Annotated in this window: 20 protein-coding genes; 4 read left to right on the top strand and 16 right to left on the bottom strand. The window is 38.9% G+C overall.

Annotation, left to right across the window (positions count from 1 at the left end; translation table 11 throughout):
* The 4 genes from HSP_RS0105410 to purH all read right to left on the bottom strand — a co-directional run bounded on the left by HSP_RS0105410 (position 1) and on the right by purH (position 5,892).
* Positions 1-909, bottom strand: coding sequence for an ABC transporter ATP-binding protein (locus tag HSP_RS0105410; RefSeq protein ID WP_010129302.1), 909 nt, complete (start codon positions 907-909; stop codon positions 1-3).
* A 154-nt stretch (positions 910-1,063) separates the two neighbouring features.
* Complete coding sequence (locus tag HSP_RS0105405; RefSeq protein ID WP_010129301.1) at positions 1,064-2,896, bottom strand: hypothetical protein; 1,833 nt, start codon at positions 2,894-2,896, stop codon at positions 1,064-1,066.
* Between the two features lie 118 nt (positions 2,897-3,014).
* Complete coding sequence (locus HSP_RS0105400; RefSeq protein ID WP_010129300.1) at positions 3,015-4,145, bottom strand: cytochrome-c peroxidase; 1,131 nt, start codon at positions 4,143-4,145, stop codon at positions 3,015-3,017.
* A gap of 157 nt (positions 4,146-4,302) precedes the next feature.
* Positions 4,303-5,892, bottom strand: a complete 1,590-nt coding sequence (purH, locus tag HSP_RS0105395) for a bifunctional phosphoribosylaminoimidazolecarboxamide formyltransferase/IMP cyclohydrolase (protein ID WP_010129299.1) — start codon at positions 5,890-5,892, stop codon at positions 4,303-4,305.
* Between the two features lie 162 nt (positions 5,893-6,054).
* Here purH and HSP_RS0105390 point away from each other — a divergent pair, with 162 nt between their 5' ends.
* Entirely contained in the window at positions 6,055-6,324 is a 270-nt protein-coding gene (locus tag HSP_RS0105390; protein ID WP_010129298.1) for a GNAT family N-acetyltransferase, read from the top strand.
* 33 nt (positions 6,325-6,357) lie between these two features.
* On the opposite strand, the gene dacB is transcribed toward HSP_RS0105390, so the two are convergent.
* Positions 6,358-7,788 (bottom strand): serine-type D-Ala-D-Ala carboxypeptidase, encoded by a 1,431-nt coding sequence (gene dacB, locus HSP_RS0105385; RefSeq protein ID WP_010129297.1) that lies wholly within the window; start codon positions 7,786-7,788, stop codon positions 6,358-6,360.
* A 121-nt stretch (positions 7,789-7,909) separates the two neighbouring features.
* On the opposite strand from dacB, the gene greA reads away from it, so the two are divergent.
* Positions 7,910-8,386: a transcription elongation factor GreA gene (gene greA / locus HSP_RS0105380; RefSeq protein ID WP_007523000.1), complete on the top strand. Its 477-nt coding sequence runs from the start codon at positions 7,910-7,912 to the stop codon at positions 8,384-8,386.
* Positions 8,387-8,660: 274 nt separating this feature from the next.
* Here the strand turns inward: greA and HSP_RS0105375 are convergent, their stop codons facing one another.
* From HSP_RS0105375 to HSP_RS0105360, 4 genes are all read right to left on the bottom strand, one after another.
* On the bottom strand, positions 8,661-9,134 hold the full coding sequence (locus HSP_RS0105375; RefSeq protein WP_007523101.1) for a redoxin family protein: 474 nt from the start codon (positions 9,132-9,134) through the stop codon (positions 8,661-8,663).
* A 43-nt stretch (positions 9,135-9,177) separates the two neighbouring features.
* Positions 9,178-10,242, bottom strand: coding sequence for a peptide-methionine (R)-S-oxide reductase MsrB (gene msrB, locus HSP_RS0105370; RefSeq protein ID WP_007523288.1), 1,065 nt, complete (start codon positions 10,240-10,242; stop codon positions 9,178-9,180).
* A gap of 128 nt (positions 10,243-10,370) precedes the next feature.
* On the bottom strand, positions 10,371-10,556 hold the full coding sequence (locus HSP_RS0105365; RefSeq protein WP_007523105.1) for a zf-HC2 domain-containing protein: 186 nt from the start codon (positions 10,554-10,556) through the stop codon (positions 10,371-10,373).
* A 9-nt stretch (positions 10,557-10,565) separates the two neighbouring features.
* A complete protein-coding gene (locus HSP_RS0105360) occupies positions 10,566-11,120 on the bottom strand; it encodes a sigma-70 family RNA polymerase sigma factor (protein WP_010129295.1) in 555 nt (184 codons plus the stop codon).
* Positions 11,121-11,643: 523 nt separating this feature from the next.
* Between HSP_RS0105360 and HSP_RS0105355 the strand changes: the two genes are divergently transcribed.
* Positions 11,644-12,120, top strand: coding sequence for a hypothetical protein (locus HSP_RS0105355; RefSeq protein ID WP_007523081.1), 477 nt, complete (start codon positions 11,644-11,646; stop codon positions 12,118-12,120).
* Between the two features lie 59 nt (positions 12,121-12,179).
* Here HSP_RS0105355 and recQ read toward each other — a convergent pair whose 3' ends face one another.
* The 5 genes from recQ to HSP_RS0105330 form a co-directional block, all read right to left on the bottom strand.
* Positions 12,180-13,985: an ATP-dependent DNA helicase RecQ gene (gene recQ / locus HSP_RS0105350; RefSeq protein ID WP_007523284.1), complete on the bottom strand. Its 1,806-nt coding sequence runs from the start codon at positions 13,983-13,985 to the stop codon at positions 12,180-12,182.
* Positions 13,986-14,142: 157 nt separating this feature from the next.
* On the bottom strand, positions 14,143-14,451 hold the full coding sequence (gene cyaY, locus HSP_RS0105345; RefSeq protein WP_007523035.1) for an iron donor protein CyaY: 309 nt from the start codon (positions 14,449-14,451) through the stop codon (positions 14,143-14,145).
* 11 nt (positions 14,452-14,462) lie between these two features.
* Positions 14,463-15,242, bottom strand: a complete 780-nt coding sequence (locus HSP_RS0105340) for a glycosyltransferase family 25 protein (RefSeq protein ID WP_007523078.1) — start codon at positions 15,240-15,242, stop codon at positions 14,463-14,465.
* Positions 15,243-15,283: 41 nt separating this feature from the next.
* Positions 15,284-16,315, bottom strand: coding sequence for a tRNA (adenosine(37)-N6)-threonylcarbamoyltransferase complex transferase subunit TsaD (tsaD, locus tag HSP_RS0105335; RefSeq protein WP_007522989.1), 1,032 nt, complete (start codon positions 16,313-16,315; stop codon positions 15,284-15,286).
* A 64-nt stretch (positions 16,316-16,379) separates the two neighbouring features.
* Positions 16,380-17,153, bottom strand: coding sequence for an outer membrane protein assembly factor BamD (locus HSP_RS0105330; protein WP_007523064.1), 774 nt, complete (start codon positions 17,151-17,153; stop codon positions 16,380-16,382).
* A 150-nt stretch (positions 17,154-17,303) separates the two neighbouring features.
* Here HSP_RS0105330 and rluD point away from each other — a divergent pair, with 150 nt between their 5' ends.
* A complete protein-coding gene (rluD, locus tag HSP_RS0105325) occupies positions 17,304-18,281 on the top strand; it encodes a 23S rRNA pseudouridine(1911/1915/1917) synthase RluD (RefSeq protein ID WP_007523008.1) in 978 nt (325 codons plus the stop codon).
* A 45-nt stretch (positions 18,282-18,326) separates the two neighbouring features.
* Here the strand turns inward: rluD and HSP_RS0105320 are convergent, their stop codons facing one another.
* Together HSP_RS0105320 and HSP_RS0105315 are read right to left on the bottom strand one after the other, a co-directional pair.
* The gene (locus HSP_RS0105320; RefSeq protein WP_007523134.1) at positions 18,327-19,148 is read right to left on the bottom strand and encodes a D-alanyl-D-alanine carboxypeptidase family protein; all 822 of its coding nucleotides are present in this window, start codon (positions 19,146-19,148) and stop codon (positions 18,327-18,329) included.
* Positions 19,149-19,245: 97 nt separating this feature from the next.
* Entirely contained in the window at positions 19,246-20,280 is a 1,035-nt protein-coding gene (locus tag HSP_RS0105315) for a glycosyltransferase family 9 protein (protein ID WP_029495207.1), read from the bottom strand.
* Positions 20,281-20,290 lie beyond the last annotated feature (10 nt).

Raw genomic sequence — 20,290 nt, 5'->3', positions numbered from 1 at the left:
CTAATCTGCCATATTTATAAATAGTTCTTCTAAGCGGTTTGCGCGGTTGCGCATGCTTAATACCTCAATGCCTTGCTGGCTAAACTGTTCGAACAGTTTATTTAGCCCTTGTTGGCGTTTTACTTCTACTTCAAGTGTGTTTTCATCAAGCCATCGATGAGCGTACCCATCAATTACAAGCGGTCGATTTTCTACATTTTTTTGCACATCTAACACGAAAAATTCATTTTCTAAAGTCGCTAGCAGCGCCTTCATTGTGGTGTTTTCAATGAGTTGACCATGCTGAATAATACCGATGTGACGACAAAGATTTTCCGCTTCTTCTAAATAATGAGTGGTAAGAATAACGGTGGTGCCTTGTTCGTTGAGTTCACGCAAAAATTGCCACAGCGAACGACGTAGCTCAATATCTACCCCAGCAGTTGGTTCATCTAAAATCAATAATTTCGGCTCGTGCATGAGCGCGCGAGCAATCATTACACGGCGTTTCATCCCACCAGAGAGCTCACGAGTTAGGTGCGTGCGCTTTTCCCAAAGATTTAGTTTTTTGAGCCATATTTCAGCGCGTTTTAAGGCTTCTGATTTATTGATGCCATAAAATCCCGCCTGTTGTACCAAAACATCAATCACGCGTTCAAACTGATTAAAGTTAAACTCTTGCGGTACTAAGCCAATTTGTTGTTTTAGCGCAGCTTTGTCACTGTCTAAATCATAGCCAAAGACCTTTACCTGACCGCTAGTTTTATTGACTAAGGCACTAATAATGCCAATGGTGGTGGATTTTCCTGCGCCGTTATGACCAAGCAAGGCATAGAAATCTCCCTGTTCTACAGTGAGATTGATTCCTTGCACCGCTTTTACGCCGGTAGGATAAGTTTTAACAAGATCGATAATTTCTAGTGCTTTCATAAAAATGCAATCATAAATAATTTGGCAAGATCATAGCGGGCAGAGTAAAGCTGTCAAGTTTTGCCCGTGAGTAAATTTTTCATTTTGCGATGATAAGAAGTTTTAAATAATAAAAAAGTGCGGTAAAAATCTACCTTTTTACCGCACGATTCTGCTATTTAGCCGTTTCTGTTTGGTAGCTGACCTGTTTCAGTTCACATTCAGGCTTTTTATTTACTTGAAGAAGATTTTCCCAATTTTCATGATGAAAAACTGAAACATCGACTTGGTTATTTGAAAAATTCGTCAATTTTAACTGTGAATAAGCATCTACACATTTCGCTAACGAAAGCGTTTTTTGGTTATTGGTTGGTCTGATTTCTCCAACTAGTGTAATGATTTTCCCTTGCAGATCGGTTAGCGCGTGCTGTAAATAAAATGGAAATCCATTGAGGGATAAAATAGCCTGGTCATGACTCGTTGGTGTAAATATCAATCTAGACGTATTAGATACGCTTTGATGTTGTAATTTATTGACTGTATCAACGTATTCTATTTGTCCTTTAGTCGCTTGGATTGGGTTGTTTTCAAGCCATAACATACCCTCAGCAGTTGTACACTCAGTTAATGCAAAATTATGGTAAGCCAGCGTATTATCAGTTGGTTCTAAAAGATGCATAAAATAAGCATTGCTATTTTTACTACACCAGAAAGCACCGAGTTTTGTATTATTATCTGCAAGTTTAGCCCAAACTGCAGAAGGTTCATTTCTAAACGAGAACAGATTCACTTCTCCCCAAAAAAAAGGTTTTTCTTGGCTTACCACTTCCTCTAAATATGGATATTCAGGCGACCAATCCACCTCCGCATTATCATCTAAATGCGTGAAAATGTTTAAGATTGGATGCCCTTTCATTTCACCTACTTTAGTGGTTTGTAATTTCTTAAGCGGATTAGCGGAGTAAGTCAGCGAAGTTTTGATTGTCTCTGGGCAAGATTCAGCAAAATCATGACTAAACTGCTTAATGACATGCAAGGTTGCTTGTTCATTGTGGAGATCGGTTAAAAGCACATCAAATTCGGGGGATTTAATGACACATTGATCAATTTTAGTGTTGTTTAACCCAGTCTGATGTTTTGCTGAACCAATAAGAATCATCGGCTTGCCTTCTTGGTTTAAAATCAACAAGAGATCATCAGCAATCCATTCTTCTCCGATTCTGACGTATCCTTGAGGTCTCGCCGTCCAATAAGGATTCGGTAAGCTATTTAACTCTGCAAGTTTGGTGGTTATTTTATCTTTATAGATTGGAAGCCCCGAATTGTAATAAAGCATAAAATCTTTAAGCTGAATCTGATGCTGATTTAGCATCAAGGAGAATTCTGCTACTTTACATTCAGCAAACTCAAATGCTTCAGCAGGTAGGCCTTTTTCTACATCTTCTTGCACTTTTCTTTTAAAGCCTAGTTCAGGTGTGCATTTTATGCCATGAGGTAATTCTTGCGGTTGAGTTAGGCTTATCACGTTAATCTGATTGTAGTCATATGCTCGGGGCGCTTTTAAAGAAGTCAGCTCAAACTTCCCCCATTTAAAGGTGGGTTGATTGCCATATTCATCTTTTAAGTTATCGGTTTTGACATAAAGCGTATAGTCATATTCCCCAATCTCCGCATTGGATGGAAGATCTGTTAAGACTTCAATTAATTGTTGTTCACGTTGAATTTTCTCTTCCTGTACGATTTTCGCATCTCGATATTCAATCCATTGGCCATATCCCCAAGGAATACTTATAGTTGGAATCATTAAAAGGGCTTTTGCTTTGACTGTTAATGGCTTCTCACTCATTAAGGCAATAACCGCATATAAACCAAAGTAGATAACAAGGTAAAGTACGTAATAGCCTAAAAGCCACCAAGCAAAAAAAGTGATGATATCCCCAGAGAGGTAGGATTTAATCAAAAATGCCACTAAAGCAAGGAATATTCCAACAATAATTTTAATTATCATATTAACTTTTAGGGATTATAGAAATGGTATGCAATGTTCAGATTATGCGGTATAGACGAAAAACACAAGCGGTCGGATTTGCAAAATATTTTGCAAATCCGACCGCTTGCATTAAGGCTTATTCCTCATAAGGAGCGTCAGTCAGTGTTTTTAAGAATGCTTCGAGTGCATCAATTTCGGCATCGGTAAGTGGTTTACCTTTCAGTGCATCATGACTGACCGTTGGTGCATATTCTGCTTCTTCCCATTGTTTGCCGGTTTCTGGGTTGGTGGTTCGCACAGGGTTATTTTTGCTATCTAAAAAGAGAAGCACTGTGCGCAATTCTTTAAACACACCGTTGTGCATATAAGGGGCAGTCACGGCAACATTACGCAGCGTTGGCACTTTGAATTTGCCTTTTTGACGTTCATCGCCTTTCACCATTGGATTATCTAACAAACCATTATCGACCCAATCTTCACTTAACTGATTATGCGCTAATAACGCTTTATTTTTCGGCACACCAAGGTTGAAGTAGCGATAATTAGTGAAAGTTTCTTCTTTATGATCTTTTGCTTGTAATTGGTGGCAACTGCTGCAATTGGTTTTTTCTTGATCGAAAAAGAGTGCTTTGCCTAAGGCTTCTTGTTCAGTTAATTGGTATTCACCCACAAGCGATTTATCGTATTTTGAACTAAATTGCGCAAACAGATCTAAATGCTCAAATTCAGCCAACGCTTTTTCCATCAAAGCATAAACTTGATTTTCATCTTTGAAAACCTCGTTACCAAAATTTTTGGTAATGAATTTTTCATAAGCAGGATTTTCTGTAATGCGTTTTGCCACAGCTGCTTTATCAGGCATTCCCATTTCAACAGGATTTACTGGCGGGCCGCCGGCTTGTTCTGCTAAATCTTTTGCACGACCATCCCAGAATTGCCCACCCACATAGTCTTGCAGTTTTTCATCAAAGTGGAAATCGGGTGAGAATTTCGCGTAAAGTGCAGTTGGAGAGTTGCGGTTGCCGAATTTTGTTGGGTCATCACCTTGTGAAACGACCTTACCAATATTATTATCGCGTAAATCCGCAAAAGCGGCATCTGGCATATGGCAGGTTGCACAGCTTTGCGTTTTGTTAAAAGAGAGCGATTTGTCAAAAAACATCTTTTGACCTAAACCAAGTAAAACAGGGTCGAGTTTTTTCGGTGCTGCGGTTTCTGCTAGGGCTAAAGTAGGTAAAAGTAAAAGAGGGAGTAATCGCTTTTTCATTGTGCCTCCAAAAATAAACTTGGTGTTAATATACTCCAAAATAACACAAAAATGAAAAAGCAACATTTAGCAAAACTGAGGTAGATCAACAAGCGGTCGAATTTGGTTGAGCTTTTGCAAATCGCTTAACAAATTCGACCGCTTGTCTTTGGATAGGTTAGTGGCGGAAATGGCGCATGCCAGTTAATACCATCGCCATGCCATGTTCGTCTGCTGCATCAATAACTTCTTGATCGCGCATTGAACCACCTGGATGGATTACACAGGTAATGCCAACTTTCGCAGCCGCATCAATACCATCACGGAATGGGAAGAAGGCATCAGATGCCATCACACAACCTGCAACTTGCAATCCTTCATCTTCTGCTTTTATGCCAGCAATTTTGGCAGAATATACGCGGCTCATTTGGCCTGCACCGATGCCGATAGTTTGTCCGTTTTTCGCATAAACAATCGCATTTGATTTGACATATTTCGCCACTTTCCAGCAGAAAAGTAAGTCTTCAAGTTCCGCTTGGGTTGGTTGGCGTTTAGAAACCACTTTTAAGTCTTCGATGGAAACAGCACCTTGATCGGCTTCTTGAACTAATAAGCCACCGTTGACACGTTTGTAATCTAAGCGTTTTTGGGCTGCGCTAAATTCACCACAAGCTAGCACGCGGACATTTTTCTTTTTCGCTAGGGCTTCTTGGGCTTCAGTGGAGATACTTGGGGCAATAATCACTTCGACAAATTGGCGTTCAGCAATCGTTTGTGCCGTTTTGCCATCTAATTCACGGTTAAAGGCAATAATGCCACCAAATGCAGAGGTTGGATCGGTTTGATAAGCGCGGTTATAAGCTTCTAAAATATCGCTACCAATTGCCACGCCGCAAGGGTTTGCGTGTTTAACAATCACACAAGCTGGCTGGCTAAATTCTTTCACACACTCAAGTGCTGCATCAGTATCGGCGATGTTATTGTAAGACAGCGCTTTGCCTTGTAATTGTTTGGCAGTAGAAACTGAAGATTCTTTTAGTTCTGGCTCTACATAGAATGCCGCATTTTGATGTGCGTTTTCACCATAGCGCATGGTTTGTTTACGCACGAAATTTAAGTTTAATGTACGAGGGAATTGTCCACAAGGTTGGGTTAAATCTTCCTCTTCAGCGCCTTGATAAGGTGGCACTTTTTGTCCGAAGTAGTTCGCAATCATCGAATCATATTGCGCAGTGTGTTCGAACGCTTTAATGGCGAGATTAAAACGGGTTGCTAAGGTGAGTTCGTTTTGATGTTGATCCATTTCTGCAAGAATGGCAGAAAAATCATGATTATTTACTACAATCGCGACATCTTTATGGTTTTTCGCAGCAGAACGCACCATAGTTGGCCCACCGATATCAATATTTTCTACGGCATCTTCTAATGTGCAATTCGGTTTTGCAACAGTGGCGGCAAAGGGGTAAAGATTAACTACCACCATATCAATGCGTTCAATGCCATGTTGATTCATGATCGCATCATCTGTACCACGACGACCTAAAATGCCGCCATGTACTTTCGGATGAAGTGTTTTTACACGACCATCCATCATTTCCGGAAAGCCCGTGTAATCTGATACTTCAGTAACCGGTAATCCTGCATCAGCTAATAATTTTGCAGTGCCGCCGGTGGAGAGTAATTTTACACCGCGCGCCATGAGCCCTTGGGCAAAATCGACAATACCTGTTTTATCAGATACACTTAATAACGCTTGTTGAATCGCCATTTTTCATTCCTTCAATGAGAGTTAAAGTTAAAATAAAAACCAGCGAAATTATAACGCAAACGTTTGCTTTTTTGTAGTGACTTTGCCAACAAGCGGTGATTTTGCTAAATTTTTTTGCAAATCAGCGAATCCATCACATCTATTTTAGGCAAGGAAGAATAAATGATTTATCACGACACGGCTGCAGCCGTTTTTATTTATCAGAATGAGCAAGGTGAGCAATTAGGTAAGCTTTGTTATCGATACATTAAAGAAAACACGATTGATGCCTTTCATACAAAGGTGAATGAGGCTTATCAAGGGCAAGGAATTGCAGGCGAACTTTATCAGGCGTTAATGGCTTTTGTTGAACAAGAAGGATTACGCGTAAAACCAAGTTGCAACTATATTGAAGTAAAAATGCGACGTTCACATCCACAGTGGATGGCATAAATAAAAATAGGGCAATTAGCCCTATTTTTATGATTATTCATTATAAAGTGCCATATAGAATTGTTGCTCAAAATTGACTAGCGGTGCACGTTTGGTTTTGCTTTCTAGCTCGCCAGTTGAATAACCGTTAATAAATTGCACGAAAGCAATGCGTTGCCCTTTAGCATTTTTCATAAAGCCAGCAAGGTTATATACGCCTTTCAGTGAGCCCGTTTTCGCCATGATATTTTTAGCGAGTGGCTCTGCAGAAATTGAACCTCGTCCTGAAATCGTGCCATCTACACCGGCTATTGGGAAGGTTTCAAACAACTGTAAGCTAGTTTCATTTTGCGCAATATATTCTAACGCTTTAAGCATGGTTTCTGCGCTGACTTGATTATGTCGGGAAAGACCAGAACCATCTGCCATTACACTATTATTAAAATTCACACCTGCTTTAGTTTTCAATAAATTACGCACGACAAAACTGCTTAATTGGAAAGTCGCAGGGCGATTTTGTAGATGATTTGCTACACGTCTAAATAATGCATCAGCAATTTGGTTATCTGATTTTTTCATCATTTTTTTGAGCAAAGTTTGCAGCGGTTCAGAAAGATGCTCTGCTAAAATCGTTCCTTTTTGTTCTCCCAAAGGCGCTTGGATTTTGCCACTAAATTCAATGCCAGCTCGGCGCAGATAAGTCGTAATGAGATTGGCGCCATAATTGGTTGGGTCTTGTACTGAAAAGCTCAACCCAAACGGTTTATTTTGGCGAGCAAGACAACCTTTGATTTGATAGCGGTTGTTATCGTGAACCACAACATCTAGTTGGCAATAAGGCGCATCATTTTTATCTACCACATAAGCGCTGCTAAATACCTGAACAGGATAAGCGCTCGGAACATCCACTTTAGCAAATTCGCCAATCGGCTGGTCAGCATTGAGATTCACATAAAAGCAGTTGTGATCGACATTTATCGCAGCGGGCGGGGCATTAAAACACATGGTTAAATCATTCCAAATCCAGCCGGAAGCTTTGTCATGGCTAGCAAACACGGCGGTATCTAGAATCAAATTGCCTTCAATTTTTCCAATGCCTTGTTTTTTTAATTCGTAAATCAATTGCGAAAGTTGACCGCTTGTCAACTCGGGATCTCCGCTAAATTTAGCAATCAAATCGCCTTTTAAAACGTTATTCTCAATTTTTCCATTTGTCAGTAGCGCCGTTTGAAAGCGAAAATCTTCAGGAAGCGCGAGCTTAGCAGCTAGCGCCGTAAACACTTTTTGCGTGCTGGCTGGTAGCATAAAGAGATCACTTTGATATTGGGTAATAATTTCGTTAGTGTCTAAATTTTTCGCAATAAAGCTAGCAGAAGTGCCTTTAGGTAAGGCTTGGATTAAACTTTCAGGTTGGATTTGTGCGTTTGAAAAAGAAGTAAATAGTGCACTAATGAGTGCCAATGAATAACGGATTTTAGGGAACATAATCAGGGAAGATATTGCTATTTTTAATAAAAAATGAATAATAGCGGTTTCACTTTTATTCGTAAATTATAAATTTGTAAACCGCTCATTTTGTAGGGGTTTTGTCTTAAGAGGATCTAATATGAAACAAATTCCTATGACTGTTCGTGGTGCAGAAAAACTGCGTGAAGAGTTAGAATTTTTAAAAAATGTCAGACGTCCAGAAATTATCAATGCGATTGCTGAAGCGCGCGAGCATGGCGACTTAAAAGAAAATGCTGAATATCATGCTGCGCGTGAGCAACAAGGTTTCTGCGAAGGCCGTATTCAAGAAATTGAAGGAAAATTAGCCAATTCACAAATTATTGATGTGACGAAAATGAACAATACGGGCAAAGTTATCTTTGGTGCAACGGTATTACTCTTGAATGTTGAGTTAGACGAAGAAGTGAGCTACCGCATTGTAGGCGACGACGAAGCAAACATTAAAGAAGGCCTAATTTCCGTGAACTCACCAATTGCACGTGGTTTAGTCGGCAAAGAAGTTGATGATTCGGTTATCATTGAAACCCCAGGCGGCAAGGTTGAATTTGACATCATTGATGTACAATATATTTAATGAAATAACTCCCTTTAGAAAATGGTGCTAAGTCACATTTAGAAAGTGTTACTAGCCAAAAGATAGAGAAAAAGCCATTAAAATGACGAAAATACTGAGGTTTTTCGTTGTTTTAATGGCTTATTTCTATGTTTAAATGGGCTTTAAAGGCGATTTACATTTATAGCTTATCAATCATTAAATGCTAGCCAATTATCTGTTTTATTTTCCTACATATAGTCCAAATTGAGAATTTTCGCAAAATATAAAGAAAAACCGACCGCTTGTATCACCATTATTGGGCTATAGCTTGGCGAATTTGCTCTGCATTTAAATGGCCAGGAACGGTTTTTTTAATGTTTAATGCTTGATCTAAAAATAGGTTAAATGGATAACCAGGCAAATTGGTGCGCTTGATGATTTCGCCTTTTTCATCAAGGAAGACTTTAATATTTTTATAGTCTTCTAAACCTTTATACCATTCAATAAAATCCGCTGTGGCTTTTTCGCCTTTTTGAGTAGGCGAAACAATTGTGATGACTTCAAAATTTCGATCTTTTGCTAGACTTAAATCTTCAATTTCGGCTAATCCTGCCAAACAAGTTGGGCACCAAGAAGCCCACATTTTGATATAAAGTGGTTTGCCTTGATATTGCTCTAATGTAACTGGTTGGTTGTTTAAATCTTTTAAGGAAATGCGTGTTAAGTCCGTTTCAGCAAAGCTATTAAGGCTAAATGCCATCAATATCATTGAGAGAAATTTTTTCATTTTTTGTCCTTTTTCGTTTAGAAATATACGTTAAGTTAAAAGATTATTGATGGATGGTTTTTATTAAATATCCATAACCTGCGTTTTCCATTTCAGCTAGTGGAATAAACTTAATTGAAGCGCTGTTAATGCAATAACGCAGCCCTCCTTTGTCTTTTGGACCATCATCAAAAACGTGTCCTAAATGTGCGTTACCACTGCGGCTAAGTACTTCAGTGCGTTGCATATTAAAGCTGTTATCGGTTTGATAATGCACCACATCTTTGGCAATTGGTTTGGTAAAACTTGGCCAACCACAGCCAGATTCAAACTTATCATTTGAAGAGAATACTGGCTCTCCTGTGGTGATATCGACATAAATACCCGGTTTGAAGTTATCCCAATATTCGTTACTAAATGAACGTTCGGTGTGTTTACGTTGCGTGACAGAATATTGTAATGGTGTGAGCTTAGCTTTTAGCGTTTCATCACTTGGTTTTGGATAATCCTTTTCGTTAATTATCGGTTCATCTGCTTGGTGAATGTCGATGTGGCAATAGCCATTCGGATTTTTCTTCAAATAATCTTGGTGATATTCTTCCGCCATCACATAATTTTTAAGCGGCTGTACTTCAACTTGGATTTTGCTTTTATATTTGCTTTGAAGCTGATTTAAGGCTTGCTCAATCACAGATTTATCTGCAACATCCTGATAATAAATTCCCGTGCGATATTGCCGCCCACGGTCGTTACCTTGTTGGTTAAGGCTGGTTGGATCAATCACTTTAAAATAATATTGCAATAATTTATCGAGTGAAATCTGGTTGGCATCATAGGTTACTTTCACAGTTTCAGCATGATCAGTTTTCCCTACTAGCGGATAACTCGTTTTATCGGTATGACCGTTTGCATAACCTGAAACCGCGTCTTTTACGCCATAAATGCGTTCCATATAGGCTTCTATACCCCAAAAACAGCCACCCGCAAGATAAATTTCATGGATATCTTGCGCTTTATTTGCCATAGTTTGGGTACCCATTGATTGTGGCGCTATGTTGGTTTCAGTCGCCATTACAGACGAATGGGCAAATAGCGCCGAGAGAAGAATAAATAGTGCAGAATGTTTCATACGCTTTCCTTTTATCGTTGAATTAACTAGATATAGCATTAGACGGTGAAGCGTGGTGAATCTGACAACAATTTTGCAAAATTTTTAAAAATTTTGACCGCTTGTTGACAGCTTAGGGAAGGCAACGTCTATTTTTCTTGGTTTTCAAGCTGTTTAAATGTACGCATCATTTGGCTTAATTGATGGCAATTTCGTTGAAATTGACGGCAGTGAGGGCAAATCAGTAAATGCACTCGTAAACCGAGCAGTTCATCTAATGCTAATTCGCGTTCGTGTGCATCAGAAATCAGGCGGGTAGCTTGGCGACAACGCATAATGTCTCCTTAAAGTTTTTGGGATAAACAATGTTGCAATTGCAATCTTGCTCGATAGAGCAGGGTATAAAGATTTGCAGTGCTTAGTTGCGTTTGCTGGCAAATTTCTTCTGAATTAAGCTCAAGAAATTCGCGCATCATAAAAATTTTTGCCTGTTTGGCGGGTAAGCAGTGAAGACAAGTTTCAAAAATTAACCAAAATTCTTTGGTATAAATTTGTGTTTCTCCATCAGGTAGGCGAGTTGGCATATAAGCCGAATTCCAATGATCATGCTCGTCAAAAAACGTATTAGCTGAAGTCTCATCCTCATTCGCTAATTCGCTTTCTAACACCCAGCGCTGCTTTGTTCTTAAATAATCAATAATTTTGTTTTTAAGAATTGCAAACACCCATGTTTTAAATGCAGCTTCATGTTTGAACGAGTCTAAATGGCTAAAAGCACTAAGAAAAGCCTCTTGAACCACATCTTCAGCAAGCTCAGTATTATGGAGTTGTAATTGCGCAAATTTCAGCATTTGATGGCGAATTTGAGTCAGTGCGTGCTCTGAAATTGCAGTGTTCATATTAAGTCCGTTAAATTTTTTAGAAAAATAAGCAAATTTTCTTCTTATTTTATGAAAGAAGCGATTCTTTTTTCTATATTATTACCATTAAATCAGAGTTTGTCCTTAAATATTGAAATGTTTTTACCATTCCAACACTGAAGTGCGGTAAATTTTGGCAAGGTTTGTGAATGTTATCAATTCACTTTTAATGCTATATATTTTTAAACATAATGGGTTTTGCTAGAAATTGATAGTCTGTTAACAGAAAAATCCCTCATTCTGGTTATTTTTCAAAAAATAGTTAAATTTCTATTTATCTTTATATATATTTGTATATAATGAATGCGATTCTAAATAATAAATTGGTGTTATTACAAACACACTATTGGCTAGCGCATTCCCACACTCCTTTTGCGCTAGCCATTTTTTTATATTGCTTTTTATCTCTCACTTTTCTTAGAAATAACGAATATTTTTGATAGAATGCAAAATTATATTTTAACTTATATAGCGATTGTGCTTTATAGCTAAAGGTGAAAAAATGAAATGGGATGTGATTTATAAGTTTTGCTTGCTGTGTATCCTCATTGTAGGATTAGCAGGGATGTTGTTCAGCGGCTTAGGGATTTATTTTCAGTGGCCTATTCAAGGTCTCTTTCAGTGGCATTTAGGTTCTGCCTTCCTCTTGATTTTGGGCGTGGCTTTACACTTTTTCAATCGTAAAAATAAAGCGGTCAAAATTGTGCAACAATTTACAGATTTGATCACACATAACCGCTACCCTACTTATTGCAATTTAGATCGTTTGATCATGACGTTTGAGCATTTTTCAATTCTACAAATTGCGGAGCAACTTCAGCTCAACCCTTCGATTTTATTCACCGAATTAGCTAACGGAAAAATAAACTTCAGCGATGCTAACCGTACTTTGCGAGAAAATTTCCCTCATAATGATGAAAAAATTTTCGCAGCAGTGACTATTGCATTGAAGTTACGTTTCAACCCTAAGCTAAAATAAAAATCGGGCAACTTGTAAAACAGGTTGCCCGTATTGTTTTGATGTAAGAAAATTTTTTCTTATTTTCTGGCTTCAAGATGTTGCTCAATCAGTTGCATAAAAGCTTGTCCAAAACGTTCTAATTTACGTTCACCAACACCGTTAATATCTAACATTTCAGCCCGAGTGGTTGGGGTAAATTGAGCCATTTCTTCTAAGGTTGCATCGTTAAATACCACATAAGGTGGAATATTTTCTTTATCTGCAATTTGTTTACGCAAGAAACGCAGTCTAGCAAATAAATCTTTATCATAGCGAACACTGGCTTGTTTTTGACTAAATGCAGTAGCAGAAAAGGTTAATCGAGGCATTGCCAGTTCTAAAGCCACTTCGCCTCGTAATACAGGGCGGGCTTCTTCCGTTAATTGCAGGGCCGAATGATGCGCAATGTTTTGGCGAACTAGCCCCAAATGAATAAGTTGGCGAATGACGCTAATCCAATATTCACGACTTTGCTCTTTACCAATGCCGTAAACCGATAAGCTGTCATGTTGATGCTGGCGAATTGAAACATTATTCATTCCACGTAGCACTGCAACAACATGATGAATGCCAAAAGTTTGCCCCGTACGATAAATGACGGACATCACTTTTTGCGCATCTAATAAGCCATCGTATTTTTTCGGTGGATCAAGACAAATATCGCAATTTTTGCATGGTGCTTGACGGGATTCACCAAAATAGTTAAGTAGCACTAAGCGACGACACGTTTGTGATTCAGCAAATGCGCCAATAGCTTGTAATTTATGCTGTTTAATATCACGTTGTTCACTTTCTGGCTCTTCAAGTAAAATTTTTTGTAGCCATGCATAATCAGCGGGGTCATAGAACATGACTGCTTCAGAGGGGAGATCATCTCGCCCTGCACGGCCGGTTTCTTGGTAGTAAGATTCAATGCTACGCGGTAAATCAAAGTGAACGACAAAACGCACATTAGATTTGTTAATCCCCATTCCAAAAGCGATGGTCGCTACCACCACTTGTACGTTATCGCGTTGAAAAGCATTTTGTACGGTTTCACGCTGTTGTACGCTCATTCCGGCATGGTATCCCATTACAGAAATATGACGAGCACTTAATTTTTCTGTGATTTCTTCAACTTTTTTCCGACTATTGCAATAAACGATGCCACTTTTACCTTTTTGTGCGTTAATAAATTTTGCCAACTGTTCCATGGGTTTAAATTTTTCTTGCACAGTATAACGAATATTTGGGCGGTCAAAACTGCCTAAATAAGTATGAGGATCGTTAAGGCGAAGATGGTGCAAAATATCCGCACGTGTAGTTGGATCAGCCGTCGCTGTTAGTGCCATCAACGGAATATTTGGGAAAGTTTTGCGTAAATTACCTAATAAAGTATATTCAGGGCGGAAATCATGCCCCCATTGTGAAACACAGTGCGCTTCATCAACAGCAATAAAGCTGACTTTACAATAGGAAACTAAACGAAAAAATCCCTGCGTCATGACCTTTTCTGGAGATAAATAGAGTAGTTTTAGCTGACCAGAAAGAGCCTTTTGTTCAACTGCTTGTTGTTCTTCCTGCGTTTGCGTAGAGTTTAAATAGGCGGCTTCAATGCCATTGGTAAGCAGCTGATCAACTTGGTCTTTCATCAAGGAAATGAGAGGAGAAATGACCAAGGTTATTCCCTCTAGGCATAGGGCAGGGACTTGATAGCAAAGTGATTTTCCTCCACCAGTTGTCATAATGACGAGGCAATCCCGACCAGCAAGAACGGCATCAATGACCTCTTGTTGACCTTGGCGGAATTGCTGATAACCGAATACATTTTGTAGTACGGTTTGTGGCGTGGAGAATGTTTGCATTTAATTAAAATAGGTAGGTTATTCTGTTTGAAATTCAGCTAGTATTGAGCTGATGAGCTTATTAAAACTGTGCTAAATTCTTGCTTATTTCAACGAACTATTAAGAAAAGCTGATATGTGAATAACTAACACAACCGCTTTTCTTAATATTGACTGATTATGAGAATTTAACTTCTTCTCCGTGTCTTGCAAAGGCTTCTTCTAAATGCGTCCATAATGAGCGTCCTTCAGCGGTTTTCCATTCATTATCGATATATTTAAAATGGAAGCCACCGAGTTTGCTGGCTAGCCAAAGTTCTAGCATTGCTTCCTGTTTATTGATGATGATTTGCGAGTGATCATCAAAGGTTAAAGTACATACTGAGCCTTGAATTTCGGTATCTACTGATAATCCTTCATCATCAATTTTTTCTTCAATTTCTTGCCAAGTTTGTTCAACTAATTGATGGAATTGTGCTACGTTCATGTTAGGTTCCTTTATTTAAAATCAGATTTTTTCCCAAATACTTTTTTATACAATTGGCTTAGTGGGCGTTTTATTTCTCTTATTATTTTTGATAATAGGCTGCGTTTTTTGGCTTTAGCTTGTGTGCACCATTGCCCGCCCTCTCTATTCATCATACCTAAAGTATAATTTTGTGGATTGAGTAGGCAGTCCTGAATACAAATAGCGGGTTGCATTTGCCAAACCTGATAATCAGGTTGTGTTAATAGCGTTTTAAATAATAAGTTATCAATTTCAATATCATTAATTGATTTGATATGTTTAACAAGAAAATCAATCCCTTTTTTAGTCACAATATAACCGCTGGTTCCAGGATTTACGGCGGTAAGTTGATAAAATTTTCGCCCTAAATAAGTTTTGCTTGGAAATAGTTTAGTCAGAATAGTTTCAAAGTTTCTCTCAATTTTAACAATATCCACCGTATTATCGACATAATTCAAGTTTAGGAATTGACTTGCATTTTCGCCCAGATGAACATCATCTTCAAAAATACAAATGTAGTTTAAGTTTTGTGATTTTGCTAAGTGGAATAGGGCAATATGACTTAATGCACAAGCAATCTCTCCTCTGGTTAATGGACTTTGTGAAATATCAATGCCTAGCGATTTTGCTGTTTCTTCCATGTTATCTGGTGTAATCGCATCAAAAAACGAAAAAGAAATGCCTTGTTTACCAAATTCTTGTTCGATATGTGCTCTACGTGAATGTGCGTTAGTTAAGCTGATAACATAATTATGTTGAGGAAGCGTCATCTGTTCACCTTTTGCAAAAAATCTAAAAATTCAACCGCTTGTTAGGCAATTTCCGGAAGGTCGGTCATTGCCCAGCGAGGTTTGACGCTCACGCTTAAATCGGTATGCTCCCCATGTTTTAAGCGTAGGAAACCTGTATAGGCAATCATTGCGCCATTGTCAGTACAAAACTGCGGGCGCGGGTAGAAAACTTCCCCTTTGAGATTTTTCATCATTTCGGCTAAATCTGCACGGAGTTGTTTATTTGCACTTACACCACCAGCCATAACTAAACGTTTATAGCCCGTTTGTTGTAAGGCGCGTTTACATTTAATGATAATAGTATCTACCACTGCTTGTTGAAAGGCGTGGGCAATATCACAACGAGTTTGCTCATCAAGGTTGCCTTCGGCATTTAAATTGGCGTTGATAGTATTTGCTGCAAAAGTTTTTAAACCAGAGAAGCTAAAATCAAGCCCTGGTCTGTCAGTCATTGGACGTGGAAATATAAAGCGATTTGGCGTGCCTTGTTCAGCAAGTTTTGAAACTGCAACACCAGCAGGGTAGTCTAATCCCAGAAGCTTTCCTGTTTTATCAAAAGCTTCGCCCGCCGCATCATCAATAGATTCGCCGAGTAATTCATATTGACCAACACCATCTACTTTGACTAATTGAGTATGGCCGCCTGAGATAAGTAATGCCACGAATGGAAATGGCGGTGGATTATCTTCTAACATTGGTGCTAGTAAGTGCCCTTCCATGTGATGAACCCCTAGCGCAGGCACTTGCCAAGCATAGGCAAGCGAACGAGCAATAGTGGCACCAACTAATAACGCGCCAACTAAGCCAGGGCCAGCAGTATAGGCAATGCCATCAATATCTTTGGCAGTTAAGTTAGCCTCTTTTAATGCAGCATCAATTAATGGCAAGGTTTTGCGAATATGGTCGCGAGAGGCAAGTTCTGGTACAACACCACCGTAATCAGCGTGCATCTCTATTTGACTGTAAAGTTGGTTAGCGATTAAGCCTTTTTCTTCATCAAAGATCGCAACACCAGTTTCATCACAAGAGGTTTCAATACCAAGGATTTTCATATTATGACTCATTAAAAAAGCGGAAAGGGGCGAGTATCATCGCCCCTATGCTGGTTAACTTTCACTAGAATTGTGAACTGTATTCAGGTTTTTTCGCACTTGGGAAAGTTTTATCTTTATATGCTTGAATTAACCCTTCGGTTTTTTCTGCTGAATCTGCCATATTCATTTTTTCAAAGGCTTTTTTCATCAGCGGTAATGCTTCTTTCGTTGGTTGACTATCTGGATAGTAGCGCAACATTTCTTCTACGCGGTTTACTACCGCTACAGAAGCATCGCGATCATCATAGAATTTCACGATAAGTAATTCATGTTCTGCGAGACGATCTTTTAAATAAGCCATCCAGTTTTGTGCATCTGGTACATATTTACTGTTCGGGAAACGTTGTACGATAGTTTGGAAGCTACCATAAGCATTACGAACATTTTCTACTGCACGCGCTGCTGAGTTTACACCGAAGAAGTTTTGGATAAAGTTATCGCCTAAACGAGCATTTGAAAGTGCAGCTAAATAAACCACATAATCTAAACTTGGGCTATCCGGATAAGTACGCACGAAACGTTCTGCTGCATCTAAAGCTTTGTAATATTCACCAACTTTATACTGTGCGTAAATTAAGCTTAATTGAGTTTGTTCGCCATATTCTGATTGTTTTGAACCAATTGCTTCTAAGTAGCGAATCGCTGAATTGTAGTCGCCTTCTTCTAAATAAGTTTGCCCTTTGGTGTAAAGGGTTTGAGCAGAAGCTTCTTCTAATTCTTTATTTGCACTGTTAGAACAGCCAACTACAAGAAGTCCTGCTAAAACTAAGCTGGCAAGAGATGTCAATTTACGCATAGTAATTTTACCTATAAAAAAGTGTCTATGATCAAAAGTTAATGTACAATGGTCAAGTTTGACTCATGGCACTTTGCTAAGTTCATACGAATAGCGCTATTTTATAGAAGCTATTCAAATAAGCAACAGACAAATCGGATTTATCAGTAAATGACCCAACAAATGATTTTAACGGCAGAGGTTTCTGCTGATTTATTAGGCGCCCGTTTAGATCAGGCTTTGGCGCAGCTTTTTCCGGATTATTCTCGTTCACGTTTGAAGGTGTGGATTGATGATTCTCGAGTAAAAGTGAATGGAAAAATAGTAAATAAAGCACGTGAGAAAGTTTTCGGTGGCGAGCAAATTGAAGTAAACGCAGAAATTGAAGAAGAGATTCGTTTTGACCCACAAAATATTCCACTAAATATCGTTTATGAGGATGAGGATATTATTGTCATCAATAAACCGAAAAATTTAGTGGTTCACCCGGGCGCGGGCAATCCTGACGGAACAGTGTTAAATGCGCTTTTATATCATTATCCACCGATTGCGGAAGTACCACGCGCAGGAATTGTGCACCGTTTAGATAAAGATACGACTGGATTGATGGTTGTTGCCAAAAACATTCCTGCACAAACACATTTAGTGACCGCATTACAAAAACGCCAAATCACCCGAGAATATGAAGCGGTGGCAAGTGGTATTATGACACAAGGTGGGAAAGTCGATGAGCCGATGGCGCGCCACCCAACCAAAAGAACGGCAATGGCGGTTCATCCAATGGGAAAACCTGCGGTAACGCATTATCGAATCATGGAGCGTTTTCGTAATTACACGCGACTACGTTTGCGTTTAGAAACAGGACGCACGCACCAAATTCGTGTGCATATGGCGCATATTGCTCATCCATTATTAGGTGACCAACTTTATGGTGGACGACCACGCCCACCTAAAGGCGCTAGCGAAGAGCTATTATCGGTATTACGTGGTTTCCAACGTCAAGCGTTACATGCAGCTATGTTAAGATTAGCCCACCCCATTACTGGTGAAATGATGGAATGGCATGCACCGTTACCAGAAGATTTTGTTGAACTGATTCAGGCATTGAAAGCGGATTATGAATTATATAAAGATCAGCTAGATTACTAATCAAAGAAAAATCCCTTGTAAGTAACTTACAAGGGATTTGCATTTTTAGCTTTCTTCATCTTCTTCAAGCCCATAATCTTCATGAGCAAGGACATCACAGCCATATTGTTCTAATTTATTTCTCGTAAAGTTAGAACGTGCGCCTGAGCTAGCGTTATTTAAGCTAATCACACCAATAGTTGCTTTATTGCACTGATGTTTATTTACAAAGACTAAGTTATAACCCGATTCTCGGATATAACCAGTTTTGTTAATTGCAGCATCAAACATTTCTTCACGAACTAAGCGATTAGTATTTTGCATAAAGACGTTCTGACGCCCCGCTCTAACATAAGTTGCTTTCGTATTAGAAAGCATTTGAATTTGCGGTTTATTCATAGAGTATTTAGCCAATTTTACTAAATCCATTGCGCTAGAAATATTCGCGCTCGATAAGCCAGAACTGTCATGAAAACGAGTCGAATTCATGCCTAGCTGCTTCGCTTTTTGGTTCATTTTTTGGATGAACTGTATGCGACTCATCCCAGCAGAACGTGAAAGCGCATGAGCTGCGTAGTTATCAGAATGTACAAGCATGGCTTTTAACAATTCATTACACGAAATAGGGGTGTATTTTGGTAATTTTGTCCCTGTGCCCTTGATGTAATCGAAATCTTCATCAGAAATAGAGGCAGAACAATTCGGATTCTTATTATTTTCTAAAAACACATTAGCCGTCATTAGTTTCGTTACGGATGCAATGGGCTGTACGTTATTTGGCGCACGGCTTTCTAAGATTCGATCGTGAGTAAAGTCATAAACGACATAAGATTGCGCCATGGAAACCGCAGGGAATACTGCCAGCGCACAAAGTAATTTTTTAAACATAATTCTTTTTCGTTGAGCAAAATAAAGGCGCTATTCTAGATCAAAATAGCGTCATATTCCATGCTTAAAAAGGGGATTTACGTTTAGTTTTTTAGCTTTACATTTGCCAATGTTTGGCAACAAACGGCAAAATAGTAGTTAAAGCATCAGAAATTGAGATGAGGGATAAATTCATTTGTTCCGCTTTTGTTTTTGCTAGCGGTGGCATAAATGCCAAATGGCGATCTTCTGCATTAATTGGCCGCCAACGTTGTGGCTGAGCAGAGAGGCGACTTGGATAAAAGCCGATAGTTGGCACATTCAAGGCACCCGCAATATGGAGTGGGCCAGTTGAGCCAGCAATAAAAAGATCTGCACAAGCAATAGCGAGACTAAAGTCTGCCAAACCTTCATTTTTATCATAAATTGCTGCTTTTTGATGAAGTTTAGCTGCCAGTTGTTGCGCGCGTTCACTTTCACCTTTTCCTGCAGTTAATATGACTTCACACGGATATTGCGCACAAATTTTATTGATCAATTCAGCATATTGTTCCAAGGTAAGGCTACTTGCAGAACCACCAGTCGAACTATGCACGAAAAGCCATTTACAAGCGGTTGAAATTTGCAGATTTTTTGCTAATTTGGCTTTTTGAGCTTCAATTTCATCTGCACTAAATTGCAAATAAGGTGGGGTTGGTTCAATGACTTTAATACCTTGCTTAGTCAGAAATGCACGCGCTAAATCTAAATTATATTCGGATTCAGCTTTCGCAGATTGTGAGCGACGCTGAGTTAATCGGTGGTTATATAAAAATTGAAAAATTTTGGTCGCCGGTGCTAAACGGAATTTAATGCCACTTTGCCAAGCTAATTTCGCATTATGCCAGTCAGAGACAAAAGAAATCATCGCATCAAATTTCTCTGCTTTAATGGTATTAAGAAGCTGCTTAAATGCTGCGAAATCTTTTTTATCAGCACAATCTACAATGACATGATCAATAGACGGACAAAGCCTTGCAAGTGGCTCCGTATAGCTCGGTACAAGCGCAGTAATTTCAATATCTGGCAGAGATTGTTTAAGCATCGCAAATGCTGGAAAACACACCATAAAATCGCCGATTTTATCGTTACGGACGACAAGAATTTTTTTCATATTATTCATT

Origin of the sequence: Haemophilus sputorum CCUG 13788, assembly GCF_000238795.1 — a bacterium.
Classification (GTDB): domain Bacteria; phylum Pseudomonadota; class Gammaproteobacteria; order Enterobacterales; family Pasteurellaceae; genus Haemophilus_A; species Haemophilus_A sputorum.
This window is presented reverse-complemented; position numbering and strand designations above follow the sequence as displayed.